General features: G+C 53.1%; 14 protein-coding genes and 4 pseudogenes. 11 read left to right on the plus strand and 7 right to left on the minus strand.

What is annotated here, in order from left to right; genetic code table 11:
• Positions 1–5 precede the first annotated feature (5 nt).
• From ACQ29O_RS10980 to ACQ29O_RS11000, 5 genes and pseudogenes are all read left to right on the plus strand, one after another.
• Complete coding sequence (locus tag ACQ29O_RS10980) at positions 6–3,746, plus strand: nitrate reductase subunit alpha (RefSeq protein WP_045161443.1); 3,741 nt, start codon at positions 6–8, stop codon at positions 3,744–3,746.
• Complete coding sequence (narH, locus tag ACQ29O_RS10985) at positions 3,743–5,287, plus strand: nitrate reductase subunit beta (RefSeq protein WP_000702595.1); 1,545 nt, start codon at positions 3,743–3,745, stop codon at positions 5,285–5,287. The genes ACQ29O_RS10980 and narH overlap by 4 nt, the downstream gene beginning before the upstream one ends.
• Entirely contained in the window at positions 5,287–5,982 is a 696-nt protein-coding gene (narW, locus tag ACQ29O_RS10990; protein ID WP_001166287.1) for a nitrate reductase molybdenum cofactor assembly chaperone, read from the plus strand. The genes narH and narW overlap by 1 nt, the downstream gene beginning before the upstream one ends.
• Positions 5,979–6,659, plus strand: a complete 681-nt coding sequence (gene narI / locus ACQ29O_RS10995) for a respiratory nitrate reductase subunit gamma (protein WP_000617106.1) — start codon at positions 5,979–5,981, stop codon at positions 6,657–6,659. The genes narW and narI overlap by 4 nt, the downstream gene beginning before the upstream one ends.
• A gap of 105 nt (positions 6,660–6,764) precedes the next feature.
• Positions 6,765–7,658: pseudogene (locus ACQ29O_RS11000) on the plus strand (PhzF family isomerase).
• A 35-nt stretch (positions 7,659–7,693) separates the two neighbouring features.
• On the opposite strand, the gene nhoA reads toward ACQ29O_RS11000, so the two are convergent.
• Complete coding sequence (gene nhoA / locus ACQ29O_RS11005; protein WP_000200329.1) at positions 7,694–8,539, minus strand: N-hydroxyarylamine O-acetyltransferase; 846 nt, start codon at positions 8,537–8,539, stop codon at positions 7,694–7,696.
• A gap of 283 nt (positions 8,540–8,822) precedes the next feature.
• On the minus strand, positions 8,823–9,455 hold the full coding sequence (steA, locus tag ACQ29O_RS11010) for a type III secretion system effector SteA (protein ID WP_001147137.1): 633 nt from the start codon (positions 9,453–9,455) through the stop codon (positions 8,823–8,825).
• A gap of 512 nt (positions 9,456–9,967) precedes the next feature.
• On the opposite strand from steA, the gene ansP reads away from it, so the two are divergent.
• Positions 9,968–11,461: an L-asparagine permease gene (gene ansP / locus ACQ29O_RS11015; protein ID WP_000857112.1), complete on the plus strand. Its 1,494-nt coding sequence runs from the start codon at positions 9,968–9,970 to the stop codon at positions 11,459–11,461.
• Positions 11,462–11,537: 76 nt separating this feature from the next.
• Here ansP and ACQ29O_RS11020 read toward each other — a convergent pair whose 3' ends face one another.
• Together ACQ29O_RS11020 and ACQ29O_RS11025 are read right to left on the minus strand one after the other, a co-directional pair.
• Positions 11,538–11,759: a YgdI/YgdR family lipoprotein gene (locus tag ACQ29O_RS11020; RefSeq protein ID WP_000732362.1), complete on the minus strand. Its 222-nt coding sequence runs from the start codon at positions 11,757–11,759 to the stop codon at positions 11,538–11,540.
• Between the two features lie 144 nt (positions 11,760–11,903).
• Positions 11,904–12,965 (minus strand): YncE family protein, encoded by a 1,062-nt coding sequence (locus ACQ29O_RS11025; RefSeq protein WP_000550636.1) that lies wholly within the window; start codon positions 12,963–12,965, stop codon positions 11,904–11,906.
• Positions 12,966–13,228: 263 nt separating this feature from the next.
• On the opposite strand from ACQ29O_RS11025, the gene pqqU reads away from it, so the two are divergent.
• A complete protein-coding gene (gene pqqU / locus ACQ29O_RS11030; RefSeq protein WP_001746515.1) occupies positions 13,229–15,349 on the plus strand; it encodes a TonB-dependent receptor PqqU in 2,121 nt (706 codons plus the stop codon).
• Positions 15,350–15,404: 55 nt separating this feature from the next.
• Here pqqU and mcbR read toward each other — a convergent pair whose 3' ends face one another.
• Both mcbR and ACQ29O_RS11040 read right to left on the minus strand, forming a co-directional pair.
• Positions 15,405–16,070 carry a colanic acid/biofilm transcriptional regulator McbR gene (gene mcbR, locus ACQ29O_RS11035; RefSeq protein WP_001119585.1) on the minus strand — a complete coding sequence of 222 codons (666 nt, stop codon included), beginning with the start codon at positions 16,068–16,070 and terminating at the stop codon, positions 15,405–15,407.
• A gap of 333 nt (positions 16,071–16,403) precedes the next feature.
• Positions 16,404–17,441, minus strand: coding sequence for an NADP-dependent oxidoreductase (locus ACQ29O_RS11040; protein ID WP_001746516.1), 1,038 nt, complete (start codon positions 17,439–17,441; stop codon positions 16,404–16,406).
• Positions 17,442–17,652: 211 nt separating this feature from the next.
• On the opposite strand from ACQ29O_RS11040, the gene mddA reads away from it, so the two are divergent.
• The 4 genes and pseudogenes from mddA to srfC all read left to right on the plus strand — a co-directional run.
• Positions 17,653–18,168 (plus strand): L-methionine sulfoximine/L-methionine sulfone acetyltransferase, encoded by a 516-nt coding sequence (gene mddA, locus ACQ29O_RS11045; protein ID WP_000155373.1) that lies wholly within the window; start codon positions 17,653–17,655, stop codon positions 18,166–18,168.
• Positions 18,169–18,194: 26 nt separating this feature from the next.
• A pseudogene (srfA, locus tag ACQ29O_RS11050) lies at positions 18,195–18,791 on the plus strand (virulence-associated effector SrfA); the annotation flags it as partial.
• A 4-nt stretch (positions 18,792–18,795) separates the two neighbouring features.
• On the plus strand, positions 18,796–21,792 hold the full coding sequence (locus ACQ29O_RS11055) for a virulence factor SrfB (protein WP_020976731.1): 2,997 nt from the start codon (positions 18,796–18,798) through the stop codon (positions 21,790–21,792).
• Positions 21,789–23,575, plus strand: a pseudogene (srfC, locus tag ACQ29O_RS11060) (virulence-associated effector SrfC); the annotation flags it as partial. The gene ACQ29O_RS11055 and the pseudogene srfC, both read left to right, overlap by 4 nt.
• On the opposite strand, the pseudogene ACQ29O_RS11065 reads toward srfC, so the two are convergent.
• A pseudogene (locus ACQ29O_RS11065) lies at positions 23,570–24,454 on the minus strand (aldehyde dehydrogenase family protein); the annotation flags it as partial. The pseudogenes srfC and ACQ29O_RS11065 sit on opposite strands and share 6 nt — an antisense overlap.
• Between the last annotated feature and the right edge of the window lie 62 nt (positions 24,455–24,516).

Below are 24,516 nucleotides of genomic sequence, written 5' to 3' on the forward strand. Positions count from 1 at the left end.
ATGTCATGAGTAAACTGTTGGATCGCTTTCGTTACTTTAAACAAAAAGGCGATACCTTTGCCGACGGCCATGGTCAGGTGATGCATACCAACCGCGACTGGGAAGACAGTTATCGCCAGCGCTGGCAGTTTGATAAGATCGTGCGCTCAACCCACGGCGTCAACTGCACGGGCTCCTGTAGTTGGAAAATTTATGTCAAAAATGGTCTGGTGACGTGGGAAACCCAGCAAACCGACTACCCGCGCACGCGTCCCGATTTACCGAACCATGAACCGCGCGGCTGCCCGCGCGGCGCCAGCTACTCCTGGTATCTCTATAGCGCCAATCGTTTGAAATACCCTCTGGTGCGTAAGCGGCTGATAGAACTGTGGCGCGAGGCCCTTTCCCGGCACAGCGATCCGGTACTGGCATGGGAATCTATAATGAACGACCCGCAAAAATGCCAAAGTTACAAACAGGTGCGCGGACATGGCGGCTTTATTCGTTCGAACTGGAAAGAGCTGAATCAGCTCATTGCCGCTGCTAACGTCTGGACAATCAAAACCTATGGTCCGGATCGTGTGGCGGGGTTTTCACCTATTCCGGCAATGTCGATGGTTTCTTACGCCGCCGGAACACGTTATCTGTCATTGCTTGGCGGTACTTGTCTGAGCTTCTATGACTGGTATTGCGATCTTCCACCCGCGTCGCCAATGACCTGGGGCGAGCAGACTGACGTGCCGGAGTCCGCCGACTGGTATAACTCAGCCTACATTATTGCCTGGGGCTCTAACGTGCCGCAGACGCGTACCCCGGACGCCCACTTCTTTACCGAAGTGCGCTACAAAGGCACCAAGACGATCGCCATCACCCCGGACTATTCCGAAGTCGCTAAACTGTGCGATCAGTGGCTGGCGCCAAAGCAAGGTACCGACAGCGCGCTGGCGATGGCCATGGGTCACGTTATTTTAAAAGAGTTTCATCTCGATAATCCCAGCGACTATTTTCTTAACTATTGCCGCCGTTATACCGACATGCCAATGCTGGTCCTGTTGGATGAGCGCGCAGACGGCAGTTATGTGCCGGGGCGTATGATGCGCGCGTCGGATCTGGTGGATGGACTGGGAGAAGCCAATAATCCGGAATGGAAAACCGTCGCGCTCAACAGTACGGGCGAACTGGTCGCGCCCAATGGTTCTATCGGTTTTCGCTGGGGCGAAAAGGGAAAATGGAACCTGGAACCGGTGGCGGCGGGCGTCGAAACTGAACTGTCGCTCTCTTTACTCGGTCAGCATGATGACGTGGCGGGTGTCGCCTTCCCCTATTTTGGCGGTAACGAAAACCCGCATTTTCGCAGCGTGCGGCAGGAACCGGTGCTGGTACGTCAGTTACCGGTGAAACGCCTGGCTCTGGCGGACGGTAGCGAGCGGATGGTCGTCAGCGTTTACGATCTGGTGCTGGCTAATTATGGGCTGGATCGTGGTCTGGATGACGGCCATAGCGCCAATAATTATAACAACGTAAAAGCCTACACGCCGGCCTGGGGCGAACAGATTACCGGCGTGCCGCGTCGACATATCGAAACTATTGCACGTGAATTTGCCGAGACCGCCCATAAAACTCACGGTCGTTCGATGATCATCCTCGGCGCGGGAGTGAATCACTGGTATCACATGGATATGAATTACCGTGGGATGATTAACATGCTGGTGTTCTGCGGCTGTGTTGGACAAACCGGCGGCGGCTGGGCGCACTATGTCGGCCAGGAGAAGCTGCGGCCGCAAACCGGCTGGCTGCCGCTGGCCTTCGCGCTGGACTGGAATCGCCCGCCACGTCAGATGAACAGTACCTCGTTTTTCTACAACCATGCCAGCCAGTGGCGCTATGAAAAACTGACTGCGCAAGAGTTGCTGTCGCCGCTGGCCGATCCGGCTAAATTTTCCGGACACCTGATCGATTTCAACGTGCGCGCGGAACGTATGGGCTGGCTACCCTCGGCGCCGCAGCTTAATCTTAACCCGCTCAGCGTGAAAGCGAGCGCCGATAAAGCCGGGCTGTCTGCGGCGGATTATACCGTGCAGGCGTTGAAATCAGGCGCTATCCGTTTTGCCTGCGAACAGCCTGACAGTGGTCATAATCACCCGCGAAATTTATTTGTCTGGCGCTCTAACCTGCTCGGCTCCTCCGGGAAAGGTCATGAGTACATGCTCAAATATCTGCTGGGCACCGACAGCGGTATTCAGGGCGAAGCGCTGGGTTCCAGCGAAGGAATTAAGCCTGAAGAGGTGGAATGGCAGTCCGCCGCGATTGAGGGCAAGCTCGATCTGTTGGTCACGCTTGATTTCCGTATGTCCAGTACCTGTCTGTTTTCCGATATCGTTTTGCCGACCGCCACCTGGTATGAAAAAGACGATATGAATACCTCGGATATGCATCCGTTTATCCACCCCCTTTCCGCCGCGGTCGATCCTGCCTGGGAATCCAAAAGCGACTGGGAGATCTACAAAGGTATCGCCAGCGTCTTTTCTGAAGTGTGTGTCGGACATCTCGGACAGGAAACCGATGTGGTGTTACACCCGCTCCAGCATGATTCCCCGGCGGAACTGGCGCAGCCATTTGATATTCTCGACTGGCGTAAAGGCGAGTGCGAACTTATTCCGGGCAAAACCGCCCCCAATATCGTCGTGGTTGAACGCGATTATCCGGCCACCTATGAACGTTTTACCTCGCTGGGTCCCCTGCTGGATAAATTAGGCAACGGCGGTAAGGGTATTGCCTGGAATACGCAAGATGAAGTCGATTTCCTCGGTAAGCTCAATTACACCAAACACGATGGCCCGGCGAAAGGACGTCCGCGGATCGACACCGCGCTGGATGCTTCGGAAGTGATTCTTGCCTTAGCGCCGGAAACTAACGGCCAGGTGGCGGTGAAAGCCTGGCAGGCGTTGGGCGAGATGACCGGGCGCGAGCACACCCATCTGGCCATCAATAAAGAAGATGAGAAAATTCGCTTTCGTGATATCCAGGCGCAACCGCGCAAAATTATCTCCAGCCCGACCTGGTCAGGGCTGGAAAGCGAGCATGTCTCTTATAACGCCGGCTATACCAACGTACATGAACTGATCCCGTGGCGCACGTTGTCGGGGCGTCAACAACTCTATCAGGATCATGCGTGGATGCGCGCTTTTGGCGAAAGCCTGGTGGCATATCGTCCGCCGATTGATACCCGCAGCGTCAGCGAAATGCGAGAAATTCCGCCCAACGGTTTCCCGGAAAAAGCGCTTAACTTCCTGACGCCGCACCAGAAATGGGGAATTCACTCCACCTACAGCGAAAACCTGCTGATGCTGACCTTGTCGCGCGGCGGGCCGATTGTCTGGATCAGCGAAGCCGATGCCCGTGAATTGGGTATTGAAGATAACGACTGGATTGAAGCCTTCAACGCTAATGGCGCCCTTACCGCTCGTGCGGTGGTCAGCCAGCGCGTCCCGCCGGGTATGACCATGATGTACCACGCCCAGGAGCGGATTATGAACATTCCGGGTTCGGAAGTGACCGGGATGCGCGGCGGGATCCATAACTCCGTGACCCGGGTCTGTCCAAAACCGACGCATATGATCGGCGGCTATGCGCAACTGGCTTACGGCTTCAACTATTACGGAACCGTGGGTTCGAATCGCGATGAATTCATCATGATCAGGAAGATGAAAAACATTAACTGGCTGGATGATGAGGGCCGGGATCAGGTACAGGAGGCGAAAAAATGAAAATACGCTCACAGGTTGGGATGGTACTGAATCTTGATAAATGTATTGGCTGTCACACCTGCTCCGTCACCTGTAAAAACGTCTGGACCGGACGTGAAGGGATGGAATACGCATGGTTCAATAACGTCGAAACTAAACCGGGTATCGGCTATCCCAAAAACTGGGAAGACCAGCAGGAGTGGCAAGGCGGTTGGGTTCGTGATGTTAATGGCAAGATAAGGCCCCGTCTGGGCGGCAAAATGGGGGTAATTAGCAAAATTTTTGCCAACCCGGTGATTCCGCAAATCGATGATTACTATGAACCCTTTACCTTCGATTATCAGCATTTACATAATGCGCCGGAGAGTAAGCATCAGCCCACTGCCCGTCCTCGTTCACTGATCGACGGAAAACGGATGGACAAGGTGATCTGGGGGCCAAACTGGGAAGAGCTGCTCGGCGGCGAGTTTGAAAAACGCGCCCGCGACCGCAACTTCGACAACATACAAAAGGAGATGTACGGTCAGTTCGAAAACACCTTCATGATGTACCTGCCGCGCCTGTGCGAACACTGCCTCAACCCCAGTTGTGTCGCCACCTGCCCAAGTGGCGCTATTTATAAGCGTGAAGAAGACGGCATCGTGCTAATCGACCAGGATAAATGCCGGGGCTGGCGTTTGTGTATCAGCGGCTGTCCGTACAAAAAAATCTACTTTAACTGGAAGAGCGGCAAGTCTGAGAAATGCATATTTTGCTATCCGCGTATTGAATCCGGCCAGCCGACCGTTTGCTCGGAAACCTGCGTCGGGCGCATCCGTTATCTTGGCGTTCTGCTCTACGACGCCGACAGGATTGAAGAAGCGGCCAGTACCGAACACGAGACGGATTTGTATGAACGTCAGTGTGATGTGTTTCTCAATCCGCACGATCCGGCGGTCATCGAAGAGGCGCTTAAACAGGGCATCCCGCAAAACGTCATCGACGCTGCCCAACGGTCGCCGGTGTACAAAATGGCGATGGACTGGAAGCTGGCGCTTCCGCTGCACCCGGAATACCGTACCCTGCCGATGGTCTGGTACGTACCGCCGCTGTCGCCCATCCAGTCATACGCCGACGCGGGCGGGTTACCGCACAATGGCAATATTCTGCCGGCGGTGGAGACGCTGCGTATTCCGGTCCAGTACCTGGCCAATATGCTCAGCGCGGGCGATACCGGTCCGGTCATTCGGGCTCTAAAGCGGATGATGGCGATGCGCCACTACATGCGCTCGCAGACGGTTGAAGGCGTGACGGATACCCGCGCGATTGACGAAGTCGGTCTGAGCGTACAACAGGTTGAAGAGATGTATCGCTACCTGGCGATTGCCAATTATGAAGATCGTTTTGTCATTCCCACCAGCCACCGGGAAATGGCGCGCGATGCCTTTCCGGAGCGCAACGGCTGCGGCTTTACTTTTGGCGACGGTTGCCACGGGTCGGATACCAAATTCAACCTGTTCAACAGTAGCCGTATTGATGCCATCAATATCACCGAAGTACGTGATAAAGCGGAGGGGGAATAATGCAAATCCTCAAAGCGATTGGCCTGTTGATGGAGTATCCGGACGACGAGTTGTGGGAATGTCGGGATGAAGCGCTTGCCCTTATCCAACACGATGCGCCAATGCTGGCCGACTTCACTCGCGAGCTGCTTTATGCGCCGTTACTGGATAAACAAGCAGAATGGTGTGAAGTGTTTGACCGCGGGCGCGCCACTTCATTGCTGTTATTCGAGCATGTTCATGCGGAGTCCCGCGATCGCGGCCAGGCGATGGTCGATTTGTTAAGCCAGTATGAAACCGTGGGCCTGCAGCTCAACTGCCGCGAACTGCCGGATCACCTGCCGCTCTATCTGGAATACTTAAGCGTGTTGCCGGAAGCGGAAGCGCGCGAGGGATTACAGAATATTGCCCCTATTCTGGCGCTACTGGGCGGTCGTCTGAAACAGCGAGGAGCGCCGTGGTATCAACTGTTTGACGCCCTGCTGACGCTGGCGGGCAGTACGCTTACAAGTGACAGTGTCACCAAACAGATTGTTCAGGAATCGCGGGATGATACCCGTCAGGCACTGGATGCCGTCTGGGAAGAAGAACAGGTGAAGTTTATCGAAGATAACGCCACGACCTGTGACAGTTCACCGTTACACCATTATCAACGACGCTTTAGCCAGGACGCGGCGCCGCAGTACGTCGACGTCAGCGCGGGAGGCCCGAAATGATACAGTACCTGAACGTCTTTTTTTACGATATCTACCCCTATATTTGCGCCACGGTCTTCTTCCTCGGCAGTTGGCTGCGCTATGACTACGGACAATATACCTGGCGCGCGTCGTCCAGCCAGATGCTGGATAAGCGTGGGATGGTGATATGGTCGAATCTGTTCCATATTGGCATTCTGGGGATCTTTTTTGGCCATCTGTTTGGAATGCTGACGCCACACTGGATGTATGCCTGGTTCCTGCCGATTGCGGTAAAACAGCAGATGGCGATGATCCTCGGCGGCGTGTGCGGCGTATTAACGTTGATCGGCGGCGCGGGATTACTGTGGCGTCGTCTGACCAATCAGCGTGTGCGGGCGACATCCACTACACCAGATATTATCATCATGAGCATTTTGCTGATTCAGTGCCTGCTTGGCCTGAGCACTATTCCGTTTTCGGCGCAATATCCGGATGGCAGCGAAATGATGAAGTTGGTGGGCTGGGCGCAAAGTATTGTCACCTTCCGCGGCGGGTCTTCGGAAATGCTGAGCGGTGTGGCGTTTGTTTTCCGCGTTCATCTGGTGCTGGGAATGACTATTTTCCTGCTCTTCCCGTTCACCCGTCTGGTTCATGTCTGGAGCGCGCCGTTTGAGTATTTCACCCGTCGCTACCAGATTGTTCGTACCCGCCGCTAATTCTCTTTGCCCGGGGGGACGCTTACCGGGCAAAGAAAAACGTCTGGGCGTCGTCATTCGGCAACGCACAGGCTATGATGATTCTTCAGTCAAAGGAGAACATCAATGAAACCGCAGATTTACCATGTTGACGCCTTCACCAGCGAACCCTTTCGCGGCAACTCTGCTGGCGTTGTCTTACATGCGGATACGCTAAGCGACGCGCAGATGCAGCTGATTGCCCGTGAACTTCGTCACTCGGAAACCGCCTTTTTGCTAAAAAGCGAAGAGAGTGATGTGCGCATACGCTACTTTACACCGACAGTAGAAGTCCCCATCTGTGGTCATGCCACCGTGGCCGCGCATTATGTTCGGGCAACGGTACTGGGGTTGGGAAACACCACCGTCTGGCAAACCTCGTTAGCGGGCCGTCATCGCGTTGAAATTCATGCCGAACACAACGACTATCGCATCACGCTGGAACAAGGTCAGCCCTCTTTTGAACCACCGTTAGTCGGAGAGATTCGGGCTGCCATTATCACCGCACTGAACCTGACTGAAGATGATATCGTGCCGGGAGCGCCAATTCAGGTGGCTTCAACAGGACATGCAAAAGTGATGATCCTGCTCAAACCAGACGTTGATATTGATGCCCTTTCTCCGAATCTGGCAGCCCTGACGGCAATCAGCCAGCAAATTGGCTGTAACGGCTTTTTTCCTTTCTAGATTCGTCCGGGAAAAAACGAAACCGATGGGCGAATGTTTTCCCCGGCGATAGGAATTGTGGAAGATCCGGTAACGGGAAACGCCAATGGCCCGATGGGGGCATGGCTCGTCCATCATGGCCTGATGGCGCATGACGGTAAAACGCTGCAGATTCAAGGCCATCAGGGGCGCGCTTTAGGCAAAGAGGGTACTGTTGATGTTACCGTCACCATTCGCGATAACCAGCCGGAAAACGTCACCATCTCCGGCCAGGCGGTCATTCTGTTTCATGCCGAATGGGCCATTACTTTTTAATCTTTGTCAGGCCCGCAAATCCTCGCGGCAAAAAATTATTTTCCCGCCTCCGGATGGGTATCAAATGCAGCCATTACCGCGGCCAGCTCCGCCTCGGTAAAACCGTGCTTTACATCATTTACGCCGAGACCAAACTGCTGCTGAAGTAACTGATACAACGACGGTACATCCGGTACATTGACCTGTTCAACGGCATGTCCCTGGTGGTAACGCGTGAAGTGGAAATTCGTTAATGTCAGCTTGCCGCCATCAGGCAAATGGCGGCACATCAACAAATGATGACGAAAATGGGATTGCGGCCAGTGAGCCGACCAGAAATTGCCCATCACATGATCGCTCTGCTGCTGCACCCCCAGATCAAAACAGTACATCGACTGCCAGTGCTCATGGTGGCGGAATTGTAAAATCCATGTGCTTCCCTCCTGCATCAGGCGGTATTCGCCATGCGGCGTTTGCTGGGCAATTTCAGCCTGCAGACGAAGCGGCGCGGTTAGCGTTTGGCCGCCAAACCCCACGTCAGCGATCCACTGTTCATCCTCAACATCAACCAGCAGCAAACGGTGCGTGCGCGGCGGTAAACTGGCGGGATGAGACAGAATGACCCGCCCCAATAAGCTTCGGACGTTAAAACCGATGTCGCGTAACGCACGTTCAAACAGACCATTCAGTTCAAAACAGTATCCACCGCGTCGGGCATAAAGCAGTTTCTCCTCTAATGCCGTCTCATCGAGCTGTATTTCACGAGGCAGTAGCACATCCAGATTTTCAAAAGGAATCGCGCAGTTGTGCGCTAAGTGAAGCGTTCTGAGCGCTTCAACCGTAGGAACCCCCAACGGCTGACAATGTAATCGCGTAAAATAAGCATGTAAAAAAGAGGTCATCTGAGGCTTCCATTAACATTAATGCTTGCGTTCGGCACACAGGCTGAGGCGGATATCGCTGCGCAACAGGATACCCTATCCGTGGAATAGCGTTGGATACTTTTGAAAAAAATAAGACAGGCCGGCTGTCGCGCCGGAGGTACGTGGAATTTTGGCGTACAAACGGAAATCGGGTTCTGAGAATCTCTTTGCGACACGCCGCCAAAATAGCGGCGTGTTAAAATTTTTAACGCCGGCTCAGCGAGTCTGATTTCTAACAAAACTGGCTAAACATAAACGCTTTTTAATAATTGTCCAAATAGTTATGGTAGCGAGCTTTTATGTCGGCCGCCCATTGCGCTTTCGCCTCCTGCATGTTGCTGGCCCGAGCGATATAATATTCTAAACACGGAATGGCGCCTAATGCCTGAGGTAAGGCATTATATGCTGCCATTCGCTCTCTGACGGTTTTATATTTTTCATCAATATCATAATCATAGTACGCTGGCGCTTCAAAAAAGCCCTCTTCCAGTCTCATACAAATCTCTTCAAAGGACCCCTTAACCTCAACGGTATGTTCGCCATCCGATATCCTGACGATTGGCTCACGTCCAGCCATCAGCGAGAGTTGTTCGAATGTTAACCTCCGACCATCAGAAAGGTCGATATCTATAGTATACAGCCCATCACACACAGCATCAGCAAGGTGATTATGGATATTCCCTGCATTGGCACAGAACTCATCAACTTTAGGCGTAACATTGCAATAATGTTCAATTACTCGCGTAAATCCGTAGGCCAGTCCTGCGGTAAGCACATACAAGATGCCTTTCATGATTTTTGTTGATAATTTATTTTCATAATCTCCTGCAGCAACATGAGGTAGCTTATTTCCTGATAAAGCTCTGGCATAGGTAGAAACTGATGTATATGGCATATCCTGCTCCTTCAAATTTTGCTCAATAGCTTTATATGTCCTACTCCTCTCTCATTATGACGATATGTCAATCAACAAAATTGCTCAAAGGCATACATTTTCAGGAGGAAATGAGAATAACAGGCGCAACGGCCTGATCTTATGCTGCTTCAATATCGTCAGGTGGTTTATCGTTCGAGGTCATATCTATGACCATAAATCCCTGCAGGGATTAACCCTGATTAATTATTGCGCAACGCAATCACTGCGGATTTGTGCTGAAAGCTTATCTGGCTGAATCGTGACCACACCGCACCACATCTGACCGCACAAATAAACACGACATCCTCATTTTCTTCTTTCCGTATGTTTTGCGTCATTTAACAATTGCAGGTAGGATGCTCCGCCGGCGGTTTTATCCCTGTCACAGAATCAGGGAAAAGCGGCATTCGCCATTGCAGGCAATCGATTGGTGAGCGCCCGTCGCGGCATAAGGAATTTTTCTGTCAGGACAGGCTATAACAGGTAACGTAATGAAAACACAGACTACGCACGCCGCAGAACAACATGCGGCGAAACGACGCTGGCTGAACGCCCATGAAGAGGGGTATCACAAAGCGATGGGGAATCGTCAGGTTCAGATGATTGCTATCGGCGGCGCGATTGGCACCGGTTTATTTTTAGGTGCAGGCGCCCGATTGCAAATGGCCGGACCGGCACTGGCGCTGGTCTATCTGATATGCGGCATTTTTTCTTTTTTCATTTTACGCGCGCTGGGCGAACTGGTATTGCATCGCCCTTCCAGCGGGAGCTTCGTCTCCTACGCCCGTGAATTTTTGGGTGAAAAAGCGGCCTACGTCGCAGGCTGGATGTACTTTATTAACTGGGCGATGACCGGGATCGTCGATATCACCGCAGTGGCGTTATACATGCACTACTGGGGCGCATTTGGCGACGTTCCGCAATGGGTGTTCGCGCTCGGCGCGTTAACCATTGTCGGTACCATGAACATGATCGGCGTAAAATGGTTTGCCGAAATGGAGTTCTGGTTCGCGCTGATAAAAGTACTCGCCATTGTTATCTTCCTGGTGGTAGGCACGATTTTTCTCGGTACCGGTCAACCGCTTGAGGGTAATGCCACCGGTTTTCACCTGATTACAGATAATGGCGGCTTTTTCCCGCACGGCCTGTTGCCCGCGCTGGTACTGATTCAGGGCGTAGTGTTCGCTTTTGCGTCGATTGAACTGGTCGGTACCGCCGCTGGGGAGTGCAAAGATCCACAGACGATGGTGCCAAAAGCCATCAATAGCGTGATCTGGCGTATTGGTCTTTTCTATGTAGGATCGGTCGTATTGCTGGTTTTGCTGCTGCCGTGGAACGCCTACCAGGCGGGGCAAAGTCCGTTTGTCACCTTCTTTTCTAAACTTGGCGTGCCTTATATCGGCAGTATTATGAATATCGTGGTGTTAACCGCCGCGCTTTCCAGCCTGAACTCCGGGCTTTACTGTACGGGGAGAATTTTACGTTCAATGTCGATGGGGGGTTCCGCGCCGAAATTCATGGCGAAAATGAGCCGTCAGCATGTGCCCTATGCGGGTATACTGGCGACTCTGGTGGTTTACGTGGTCGGCGTATTCCTGAATTACCTGGTCCCCTCCCGCGTGTTTGAGATCGTTCTTAATTTTGCCTCGCTCGGCATTATCGCGTCGTGGGCGTTTATCATGGTGTGCCAGATGCGTTTACGCCAGGCGATAAAAGAAGGCAAAGCCGCAGACGTCAGTTTTAAACTGCCCGGCGCGCCTTTTACCTCCTGGCTAACGCTGCTGTTTTTACTAAGCGTGCTGGTACTCATGGCGTTTGACTACCCGAATGGAACTTACACTATCGCCTCGTTGCCGCTGATCGCCATTCTGCTGGTCGCCGGCTGGTTTGGCGTGCGACGTCGCGTGGCGGAGATCCATCGCACTGCGCCAGTGACGGCGGATTCGACAGAGAGTGTCGTATTGAAAGAAGAAGCAGCGACATAACATTCCCCTTCCCCGGCAGCCCCAGGCCTGCCGGGTTTAATGCGCGTTGCCGCCAACACCGCATCGCGCCCAATGCTTAGTCAGCCTTAATCAACTGCGCCACATCATTGCTGTTAATTTCCCGCTGGTTGCCTTCCTGATCGGTATAACTGGTCATCCCCGTCTCTTTATCTAACTGCGGCTTACCCTGAGTTACGATCGTTTGCCCATTCTTCGTCGTCATCACATAGTTGGTTGTACAACCCGCAAGCATAAAAAACATCATGCCCAAACCTGAGCATATAAATAACTTTTTCATATTTTCCTCGTGAATATAATGAGTTAACTACAGCAAAAAGGCAGTGTAATTCTCACAGAATCATCAGGCTATCGGCGGGGTGTAACGAGGCGTATCGGTGCGTTTAAAGAGATGACTGGAGGGGTTTCCCCCTCCATACCCTATTTACAGAGCAATGCGAATAACATCATCCGGCTGCGTCGCTTCCTGTTCACGTGTCGATTTCTGCTTCACGCTGACGTAGAGCGTTTTACCGTCTGCCGATAGCGCCAGGCTATTCGGGTACGTCGGCGTATCGAACGTTTTAACAACGTTATAGGTCTTCGCATCGATCACGCTGACCTGACCTGCCTGACGATGTGTCACATACGCCTCGTTACGTGTCGGGTTAAACAGGACGGCCAAAGAAGCAGGCGCCGCGATTTTGGCAAGAATATTGCCATTACGGGTATCGACAACCAGAACCTCAGTCGCCTTCGAGTCGGTGATAAACGCGCGATGACCTGCGGTATCGAGACTCAGGTTAATAAAGAAGTGTTCTTTACCGTCATCCAGCAACTTCTTACGACTGAGAATTTTATTGCTGGCGGTATCGATGGTGATAAATTCGCCATCCGCATTGGTGGTGTACAGGCGTTGCGCTTTACTGTCGAGCGCCAGACCCGTACTCATTTTGCCGGTATTTTCGATCGTCGTTTTCAGTTTGATGGTTTCGCCATCCACTACCCAAATAGCACTCTCTTTACCAACACCGCTAATGTAGATCGTGTTGGTCGCCGCATCGGCAACCAGCTCACGGGGCTGTAACGGACGAACCTCTTCAGTACGTTTGCGCGCATCAAGTACCAGACGACCTTTTACATCACCCGTTTTGGCATCAATCGCGGTAACAGCGCTGTTAATGGTATTGCCAAACCACAGCGTTTGGGTCGCGGCATTGATGGTGGCGCCGAACGGCTTGAGATCGTTATGAATCGCTTGCGTGATTTCCAGCGTCACCGGGTCGAGACGATAAACTACGCCGCCTTTATCCAGTTTACGGCTTTGCGATGTAGCCAGCCAGAGCGCGTTTTCTTGCTGACTCCAGGCCATCTCATAAGCGCCTTTGCCTACTGCTTTACGCAGCATGTCTTCCGCCGCCAGCGTGCTAAATGAGGATGCCACGAGGAGCGAACCTAACAATAAAGAACCACGCAGGCGCGGCGAAAAAAGATGACGTAAGTGCATGACGACTCCCTTTGATAAAAACGTGTATAGCTGCTTCACACTACTTCGCTGCGCGGGATCTTCGTTCCGCACTTATTATAAGTTGAGAATAATAATCATTATTTATCAGAAAGTGGAGCTTTTCCTCGCCTGCGAATGTCATGGCTCTTAAATACCGCACATTTTCTTAACTTAATGTGCGATTAAAATTTCAAAACTTTACATATTGACTACCCTTAATGTCACGTTTTCCGTTGATACGCTTACATTTATCCGGCATTTTCATGAAAATTATTTCCGTTAGACAGCGACTTTATCCCGCCCTCTTATTGCCTCTGACCTTCTCCCCGGTCCTTCAGGCCGCCAGCGCGTCCAATGAACAAACCATGATAGTCACCGCAACGCCGCAAACCGTATCCGAACTGGATACACCTGCCGCCGTTAGCGTCATTGAGGGAGAAGACATGCGTCTGGCGACGCCGCGCGTTAATTTATCTGAGACTTTAACCAGCGTCCCGGGATTGCAGGTGCAGAACCGGCAGAACTACGCGCAGGATCTGCAAATCTCTATCCGTGGATTTGGCTCGCGTTCCGCCTTTGGCGTGCGCGGCATTCGTCTGTATGTTGATGGCATTCCCGCCACCATGCCGGATGGACAAGGCCAGATTTCGAATATTGATATTAACAGCATACAAGACGTTGAAGTGTTACGCGGCCCCTTCTCAGCGCTATACGGCAATGCTTCCGGCGGCGTAATAAATGTCACCACCGAAACCGGGAGACAGCCGCCCACCCTTGAGGCCAGCAGCTACTACGGCAGTTATGGAAGCTGGCGCTATGGGCTAAAAGCCACGGGCGCGATGGGTGACGGCACACAGCCTGGCGACGTGGATTACACGGTATCAACTACCCGTTTCACCACCCACGGCTACCGCGATCACAGCGGCGCGCGAAAAAATCTGGCTAATGCCAAACTGGGCGTGCGCCTTGACGATGTCAGTAAACTTTCGCTGATTTTTAATAGTGTGGACATTAAGGCGGACGATCCCGGCGGACTTACCGAATCTGAATGGAAAGCCGATCCGCAACAGGCGCCGCGCGCTGAACAGTACAATACGCGTAAAACCATCAAACAAACTCAGGCAGGATTGCGTTATGAACGTCAGCTCAGCGCGCAGGATGATATCAGCGTGATGGCCTACGCCGGAGAGCGGGAAACCACGCAATACCAGTCTATTCCCCTGGTGGCACAGCTAAAACCAGCCCAGGCTGGCGGCGTAATTACACTGCAACGCCACTATCAGGAAATTGATTCCCGCTGGACTCACCGGGGAGAATTAGGTGTGCCGGTCACCTTCACTGGCGGGTTAAACTATGAAAACATGAGCGAAAACCGCAAGGGTTACAATAATTTCCGTCTCAACAACGGCCCCCCTGAGTTCGGGCATAAAGGCGATTTACGGCGGGATGAGCGTAACCTGATGTGGAATGTCGATCCTTATCTGCAAACCCAGTGGCAGCTTACGCAAAAACTCTCGCTGGATGCTGGCGTGCGCTACAGTTCCGTGTGGTTCGATTCTAACGATCACTATATCGCGCCCGGCAATGGCGATGACAGCGGCGACGCCAGCTATCACCACTGGCTACCCGCCGGATCGCTAAAATATGCGTTAACTGACGCCTGGAATCTCTATCTTGCTGCCGGTCGCGGATTTGAAACTCCCACTATCAATGAACTTTCTTATCGCGCTGACGGCCAAAGCGGGTTCAACTTTGACCTCAAACCGTCGACCAATGATACGGTGGAAGTCGGCAGTAAAACGCGGATTGGCAATGGCTTGTTGACCGCCGCGTTATTTCAAACCGATACCGATGATGAAATTGTCGTCGCCAGTAGTATGGGAGGACGCACTACCTACAAAAACGCGGGCAAAACGCGCCGCCAGGGCGCAGAGCTCGCGTTGGACCAGCGCTTCGCCGGCGACTGGCGGGTGAAAGCATCATGGACCTGGCTGGATGCGACCTATCGCAGTAACGTTTGTCAGGGGCAAAACTGTGATGGAAACCGGATGCCCGGCATCGCCCGTAATATGGGATTCGCCTCATTAGGTTTTATCCCGGATGAGGGGTGGTACGCCGGAACAGACGTTCGGTATATGGGCGATATCATGGCCAATGATGAAAATACCGCCAAAGCGCCTTCGTATACCGTTGTTGGACTAAATACAGGGTATAAATTTAATTACAGTCAGCTTACCGTCGATATTTTTGGGCGGGTAGATAATCTATTTGATAAAGAATATATCGGTTCGGTGATCGTTAATGAATCTAATGGCCGATATTATGAGCCAGCGCCAGGGCGTAACTATGGCGTGGGGATTAATCTGGCATGGCAATTTGAATAAATATCCGGCAATAGCGGGGCATCCCCGCTATTGATTAGTCATAGTTTCATGAAAGTTACATGAAGTACTGATTTTTAATCGTCGCTACGTTTTGTTGCAAAACGTTCTGTAGGCAGTGGCGACTGGCTTCTTTATCACCAGTCACTAACGCATTAAGCAATTTTCTGTACAGATTAACGCCGTTTTGATAATCATCAAGTTTAAAATTATCATATAAAAAATGCAGACTTGGCCCCAGGCGTACCCATAATTGCTCGATTATGGCATACAGCGTTGGCATATCCGCGTAGTGGTAGATCTCAAAGCGGAATGCGCGGTTGGCCAAAAGAATTTTCTCCATAACGCCACTTTCCAGCGCCTGTTGAAATTCATCTAATAGCGCATTCAGCGTCTGCTCGCGATCCGGGGTAATCTTACCCGCAGCGGCGACCACCGCCATCTCCTCCAGGGCAGTACGAATCGTATTAATTTCCAGCAAACTTTCCAGCGAGATCTCCGGCACCATAAACGCCTGTGCTGGCGCCACCGCCAAAGCACTGGAAGAGACCAGCCTTAACAGGGCCTCACGCACTGGCGTAATACTGACGCCTAACTCTTGAGCGATATTTTTAGTGATAAGCCTTGCGCCTGGTTTTAATGCGCCAATAGACAATTGATGCTTTAACCGATTTTCAACCTGTGTGGTCAGGCTTATATGTTGTGTTTTTTCCGTACCCGGCATTTTCCTTCCTTCACCTCTTGGCAGAACAACATCGCAATCGAGTCCCGAAGAAGTTTCGGAACTTAATTGTAAAAAAGATAATCCAGGCCTGAACGGCCAAATAAATAAAAGTGATAATTTACTTGCGTGATATTCTCATCTTTTACAACAATACAGGTTTCTTTATGGCAACCGTTTTATCTCCGTCATTCCTTCATGTATCGAGATTTTTGACCGGTTCAGGCCGCTGAGCGAGATAAGCTGCCCCACCGCGATCTGAATGATGAATATAAGTAAAGCCGGAATTTTAAAATTTGCACATTTTTATGGCGACATAATGCCGCCATTTTTTCTTTACGCATCGTCCGCTAAACGTATCACGACTTTGCCAAAGTTCTTCCCCGCCAGCAGCCCCATAAGCGCTTCTGGCGCATTTTCCAGCCCATCAGTAATCTGCTCCCGGTAATGTATTTTCCCTTCTTTGATCCAACGCCCCATTTCTTGCTGAAACTCATGTATCCGGTGACCATAGTCCTGGTTGATGATAAAACCTTGCAGACGAATACGCTTTTTAAGTAATGTCGCCATCAGCAGAGGCAGTCTGTCTGGACCGTCCGGCAACGCTGTCGCATTGTAGCCGCTGACCAGACCGCAGAGCGGAATCCGCGCCGACGTATTCAGTAGCGGTAAGACGGCGTCAAAGACTTTACCACCGACATTCTCATAATAGATATCGATACCCTGCGGGCAGGCCTGCGCAAGCTGTTGTGGGAAATTATCAGCGTGATGATCAAGGCACAGATCAAATCCCAAAACGTCTGTCGCATGACGGCATTTTTCCGCGCCGCCAGCAATACCCACGACCCGGCAGCCCTTCAGCTTACCAATTTGCCCAACCGTTGCGCCTACGGGGCCGGTGGCGGCGGCGACAACCAGCGTTTCGCCCTCTTTCGGCTGGCCGATATCCAGTAACCCCATATAGGCGGTAAACCCCGGCATTCCTAAAATACCCAATGACCAGGAAGGATGTTGCGGATTATCACCCAGCTTTACTAACCCTTCGCCATCTGAAATGTCATAATCCTGCCAGCCATTGTAACTCAACACCCATTCGTCTGGTCGGTAATCAGGATGGTTTGACGCGACAACGCGACTGACCGTACCGCCAACCATAACGCAGCCAGGTTCAACAGGCGGCGCATATGAGGGTTCATCGCTCATGCGGCCACGCATATAAGGGTCGAGTGATAAAAAAACGGTACGCAATAGCACCTGCCCTTCACCGGGCGTCGCGACGTCATCTTCTTCGAGGCGGAAGTTATCCATCTGCGGCGCGCCGTGGGGACGCGAGGCCAAAACCCAACGACGATTTCGGTTGGTCTGTTGCTTCATTCTATTCTCCTCATGCCTGGCATAATCCATCAATAATAGTCGAACATTAGCTTTCTGAGGGAGTTAAACACTCTCAGATATCAGGCTGTGCGCTTTTATGAACGACTTTCTTTCCCCTCTCGCTAAATATGAATTCTTGCGCTAATTCGTTGATTTATGCCGCCTTCAATAGTATTTCTAACACTATCGTAAACATTCCCTGGGGTTCCCTATGACGATTCGCTTTGCCGATAAAGCAGACTGCGCCGCGATTACCGAAATCTATAACCATGCGGTATTACATACTGCGGCCATCTGGAACGATCGGACGGTCGATACGGATAATCGCCTTGCCTGGTATGAGGCCCGTCAATTACTGGGCTATCCGGTGCTGGTAAGCGAAGAAAATGGCGTGGTGACTGGCTATGCATCATTTGGCGATTGGCGCAGTTTCGACGGTTTTCGCTATACCGTCGAGCACTCGGTTTATGTTCATCCGGCGCACCAGGGGAAAGGACTGGGGCGAAAGCTGCTCAGCAGACTGATCGACGAAGCCCGACGCTGCGGCAAGCATGTGATGGTGGCCGGTATTGAGTCACAGAATGCCGCCTCGATACGCCTGCATCATTCGCTGGGATTTACCGTTACCGCGCAAATGCCGCAGGTCGGCGTAAAATTTGGCCGTTGGTTAGATCTTACGTTTATGCAGCTCCAGCTTGATGAACACGCCGCGCCGGACGCCTGCTGATGAACCAGTCTTTGACGCTTATCTTTTTGATCGCCGCCGTCGCCACGCCTTTTTTCTGGCCATCTTCATCCGTTGACGGGTCCTCTCCTGTTCGCGCCGCGCCTGTCGCTACCGCGAAAACTGACGTTACCCCATTGCCTGAACTCACCGCGCATTTGCCGCTGCATCGCGCTGAGGTGACGCCCGCCCCCAAAGCGGCGCCGCTGCCGGAAGCGCCTGTTATCATTGCCGCTATTCCCAAAGACGCGCTGGTGATGGACAGTACGCAGATGAAGCCTGGAACCACGCGCTTTTTAAACGGTAGCTGGCGGGTCAGCGTGGATGTCAAAGATCCGATTACCGGCAAGCCGCCCTCTCTGCGTTATCAGATCCAAAATAACAAAGGTATCGCGCGCGTAGTACATGGCGATAACGTGGTTTGTCGGGCGGAAATTTTCTCTGGTCTGCATCAAACGGGCGAGCTGATGATTAAAAGTTGCGGCAATGCGCGCTGCACCGACGGTTCACGTTATCCGATGCCGGAAATTACCTGTAAAGCAGGCGTCAATGACGTCGCAACCTGTACCGCCCGTTATGGCGACCACGCGGCAATTCCGTTGACGTTTAAAAAGATAGGTGCCTGATTTTATGTTGGTCAATCTGTGTGATTACAAACAGAGCGTCACGCTCATTGCAAACAGTGGCGTCCAGTTTCTTGATTTTGGCTTAACGCCGCAAGAGTCGGCCCACTACGGACGTTTTGTGCGCAAAACGGCAAACGGCCCGCTACTGCGCCTCGATTTTGATCTGACCAGCGGGCGCTACACGTTGCCTGGACGTGCTGGCGGCCAACCCGAAGTCGTGAAACCGGAAAGCACTCAGACGCTGCACTATTCTCTGGATGTACTCGACGGAATCTGGCTTCCCCTGCCGTTCCTGCGTTTTAATCCGCCGCGTACCTTTATTGACGGGCCGGATAACTGGGCGCGCATTCAGGTACGTAAACTCAGCGAGCCAGATAGCGCCGGAAACACACACCGGATCACCCTCGCCTTCGACAGTCAACTGGCAAAAAATATGCCTGCGGCGTTGGCGCCTTGCGAAAACGATCTGCTCAATGGCACACGTTTTGCGCTCGCCTGGCAGGATGAAGAAGTTGCCGATTTTCTTGACCAGACATGGATTGACGGCTGGCTGCGCGAGTCGTTTCTTCAGTATGCCTCACAGGTGGAAAACCGTTCGGAACAGGCCATACAACAAGCGCTGCGTAGCTTTGAGTATCAGGCGCACTGGTTGAATTTACTGACGCTGTTAGGCGAACAGCTTACGGTGCCGGAAGTAAAGTTTGTGACACATACGTTAAGCACGCCCGCAATCCCGGTCGATCTGATTCTGGATGTCGGCAATACGCATACCTGCGGCGTCTTGATCGAGGATCATGGCGATGCGAATGACGGGTTACGCCAGACGGCAGAGCTTCAGGTGCGTTCTTTAAGCGAGCCGCAGTATCTGAACGATCCTTTATTTACCAGCCGGGTGGAATTCTCGGAAGCACGCTTTGGCAAGCAACACTTTTCTGTCGAAAGCGGACGAGACGACGCCTTTGTCTGGCCTTCCATTGTGCGTGTGGGCGACGAGGCTCGCGCCCTTGCTATGCAGCGTGTGGGCACCGAAGGCAGCAGCGGCATCTCCAGCCCGCGTCGCTACCTGTGGGATGAAACCCCCGCCTTGCAGGACTGGCGTTTTAGCCAGATCCACGGTAAAACGCAGCGCGAAGCGCTTGCCACCGCGTTTCCGATGATGAATCTGATGAACGATGACGGACAGCCGTTATTCCGCCTGCCGCAATTCCGCCTGCCGCATGAAGAAAGGCTACCGGTTTTTTCGCCGCAATACAGCCGTAGCACCTTGATGACGCATATGTTGTGCGAAATTCTGGCTCAGGCGCTGGGGCAAATTAACAGCGTCGCCACCCGGCTGCGGCTCGGCTTTCCCGCCTCGCCGCGCCAGCTACGCACCCTGATTTTAACGCTGCCTTCCGCCATGCCGAAACAGGAGCGAGAAATTTTCCGCCAGCGAATGTTTGAAGCGCTGGCGCTGGTCTGGAAAGCCATGGGCTGGCATCCGCAGGATGAGGATTTCACCACGCCTAAGCAGCGTGAAAAAAGCGTGGTGCCGGTACCAGAAATACAGATGGAATGGGACGAAGCAAGTTGCGGCCAACTGGTATGGCTTTATAACGAAGCCATTTCGCATTACGCCGGGCGTACCGAATCCTTTTTTAATGCGCTCGCCAGACCGGATCGCCAGCCTGAACCCGGCGTCGTCCCCGGACGCGCGTTGCGCGTGGCATCGATTGATATCGGCGGCGGCACGACGGATATGGCGATCGTTCACTATCAGTTAGATGACGGCGTGGGGGCCAATGTAAAAATTACGCCTCATCTCCTGTTTCGCGAAGGTTTTAAAGTCGCCGGGGACGATCTGCTATTGGATATCATTCAGCGCTGTGTACTCCCTTCCCTGCAAACGGCGTTGCAACGGGCAGGCGTTACGGATGCCGCCGCCCTGCTGGCGACCTTATTTGGCGATTCGGGACGAATTGATACTCAGGCCATTTTGCGTCAGCAAACGGCGCTGCAATTATTTATGCCGCTGGGCCATGCGGTACTTTCCGCCTGGGAGCAAAGCGACATTAACGATCCGTTTGCCGGTTTACACGCGACATTTGGCGATCTGCTGATCCGCCGCCCAACGAGCAACGTGATGAACTATATCCAGCAGGCGATCGATCATGCCTTACCGTCTGGTTCGCCGACATTTGATATATTCAATGTGCCGTTGCAAATCCAGTTTAGCCAGCTTCAGGAGGCTCTGCTGGCCGGTCAGTTTACGCTAACAACGCCGCTTCATGCGGTCTGCGAAGCGATCTCCCACTATCACTGCGATATCTTGCTGGTGACGGGGAGACCGACCTGCTTACCCGGCGTACAGGCGCTCATCCGGCACTTACAACCGGTGCCGGTTAATCGCATTGTGTGGATGGATAAGTATCAGGTACATGAATGGTATCCCTTCAGTCAGCAAGGGCGTATCGGTAACCCAAAATCCACTGCCGCGGTGGGCGCGATGTTATGCAGCCTGGCGCTGGACTTACGTCTGCCGCGTTTCAATTTTAAAGCGGCTGATATCGGCGCGTATTCGACTGTACGTTATCTCGGCGTACTGGATAATACCGTTAATACCCTTCGCGATGAAAACATCTGGTATCACGAAATCGATTTGGATAAACCCGGCGCAACGCTGGACGCTCGCTTGCATTTTCCGCTACGCGGTAACGTGACGTTGGGCTTTCGTCAACTGGCGAACAGTCGCTGGCCGGCAACACCACTTTATTGCCTGAGCATTAATTCCGCCGAACTGGCGAAAACCATCGCTGGCGACGGCGTACTGAATGTGCGACTGAAATTACGCGGCAGTAGCAAAGATAGCGCCCCGGAATCGTTCATATTAAGTGATGCCTGGCTCCAGGACGGGACGCCGGTCGCCGCCGATGCGCTGACATTAAAATTGAATACGCTGGCTGACCGCCGCCACAGCGGCAGCCACTACTGGATAGATAGCGGGAGTGTATACCTGAAATGACAAAACCGTTAAACGCCACCCAGGCTGTTATCGAGTGGGTTAACAACACGCGCCGTTACGCAACGCGACTGGATGACGAAGCCGACGCTCTGCTGGCGCAACTTACGCTTGCCGCGGCGGATGAGTCAGCGCTCAACGCCGCCTGCGCGTCACATGGCTGCGTTGGTCTGTACGGGTATGCGCAATCCGCAAAAGCGCATCTGTTAACGACGCTATGCGGTAACGAGAATGGCAAGCTGGAAATTATCACGCCGGACCGTGACTATGATTATTTCAGCCACATCAATCCGGGTCATGCGCCAGCGAATATGGCTATTCGCTTTACGCGCGACATTTTTTCAAACGAGAGCGGCTGGCCGTTGCGCCTGCGCTTGATCAGTGAAGCCGAACTGGTGCAGATCTTTATTGCCTGGACCAGCGCGTCCCCCATTTGTCGCCAGGTCGAAAAATCCATTATCACATCACGCCTGGAGAAATGGCAATCGCTTCGCCAACCGCAGCCCGTCCCCGGCGTTACTGCTGAAGAGGTAGCGACCATCGCGAGTTTCTGGCGCTCTTGCCTGCCGTCCGCCAGACAACATATTGATGATGCGACATGGCAACACTTTGCCTCGCTCTTGCCTGCGCTGGATCTCACGACACGGGCGCACGCCTGGGCATTACTGTGGGGAGAGCAACCGGAGATCACCCAGCAATGGCTGACGCTGGCGCATATGTTGCAACAAACCGGCCATGCCGGGGAACTGGCGGCGCCGCTCAGCCTGCTGGTCGATCATTTTGGCTTACCGGCGGAAAACTTCCTGACGCAAATGGCGCTAACCGCCAACGATACGCAAAGCGATGTGGTGGTGCATCCGGTTAAGGAAGGCCGACTGCTCAATGCGGTCAGCCTTTCGCTTGATTCTCTGGCGCTGCTTACCCGAGAACTGGTGCTAACCGTTGAAAACAACGTACTGGATAACGTAGATTTACTGGATATTCCGGTCGCGCCAGACAGTCATCCTCATCCGTTATGGCGGGCGAAATTAGGCTGGATGCTGGCCCATTACCGCCAACAGGTACAGCCCGATGTTCTGGTGATTTGCAATGCTCTGGCATCTCGCTCGCAAACGTCCACTGCCGCCCGTCACTTACTGGAGTGGGTTAACGCCACGCAGCCGCAGCATGAATCAGCGTTACCCGGCGTCGTCTGGGCTATTACTCCACAGGATGCCCGTTTTGCCACCCAGCAAAATCTGGATGAAGCCGTCCAGCAGTTGATGGGTAAACCTGGCGTGCATTGGGGAACGTTGCAGGCGCTGGATAAACACAGTATGCAGCGTTTGGTGGAATGGTTATCGCAGGCGACATCGGCACCACAGCGACAGGCGCGCTTACAGGCGTTACGCGAACAACTGCGAGGCCGCGTGCGCGATCTGTTACCGATGTTTGATGACGCGCGGCTACCGGTTGAAACCGTGATCCGGCGTCTTCAGGCCCAGGCCGCCAGACATGGCGACCTGCTGGCCGGGCTGTTACCGCCAGTACAGAATTTCGAAGCGTTGCTGCGCACCCGACAGTCACGAGAAGAACAGGTCTGCGGTTTATTTAATGACGCGATCTCTTTGCCGACGAACCAACGCGCGCTTCAGCGTCAGAAGGTCACGAAACAGGCTACCAGGCGCACAAAATGTGGATCAATCATCTGCGCCAGTGGGCCCACTGCCGGGATAATGCGCAGCGTCTGGGACTGGAACCGCAGATGCTCAACGCCGTGGCGGAGATTTTAATTACCGCCAGCTATTATACGGCACGCCGCAGTACAATCCTGTCCGGCATTATAGAAACCAAAAGTCCGGACGCCCTGCGCCACCGCATCCAGATCGGCGTCATCAAAAACAATCACCGGGGCTTTACCACCGAGTTCCATATGCGTACGTTTTATCGCTGGCGCAGTATGGCGCAGAATATGCTCCCCGGTCGCGATAGAACCGGTTAAAGAGACCATGCGTACTTTTTCATGACCGGTCAATACATCGCCAACAGTCTGCCCTCGTCCGAACAGGACATTGAGCCCCCCCGGCGGAAAGATATCCTTCGCCAGCGCGGCAAGTTTAAGCGCCGTCAGCGGCGTGATTTCAGAAGGCTTAATCACCACGCAGTTACCTGCCGCCAGCGCTGGCGCCAGCTTCCAGGCCGCCATCATGAGCGGATAATTCCACGGCGCGATAGAGGCAACCACGCCAATCGGATCCCGGCGGATCATCGACGTATGTCCTTCCAGATATTCGCCCGCCGCCAGCCCACTCAAACAACGGGCCGCGCCGGCAAAAAAGCGAAAGACATCCACGATTGCCGGAATTTCATCATTAATTACGCAGTGCAAAGGCTTACCGCAGTTTTGCGATTCAAGCCGGGCGAACTCAAGGGCGTTTTGCTCGATGCTGTCCGCCAGTTTTAACAGACATTCCGCCCGTGCTTTGGGTGTGGTCTGCCCCCATTCGGCAAACGCGCTATCGGCGGCCAGCACTGCGGCGTCAACCTGCGCGGGCGACGCTTCCGCAATCTCAAGTATGACCTCGCCTGTCGCCGGGTTATAAACAGACTGCCTTTCTCCCTCACCGTCCACCAGCACGCCATTAATCAGTAATTGATATTGCATAGCATTTTCCCATATCGTCATTAATCGATTTCCGGCGAACGGGCCGCCGCTTTCCTAAAAATAGACGGCGCGCCAGATGCTCA

The organism is Salmonella sp. GDC200615 (genome assembly GCF_050574145.1).
GTDB classification, from domain to species: domain Bacteria; phylum Pseudomonadota; class Gammaproteobacteria; order Enterobacterales; family Enterobacteriaceae; genus Salmonella; species Salmonella enterica.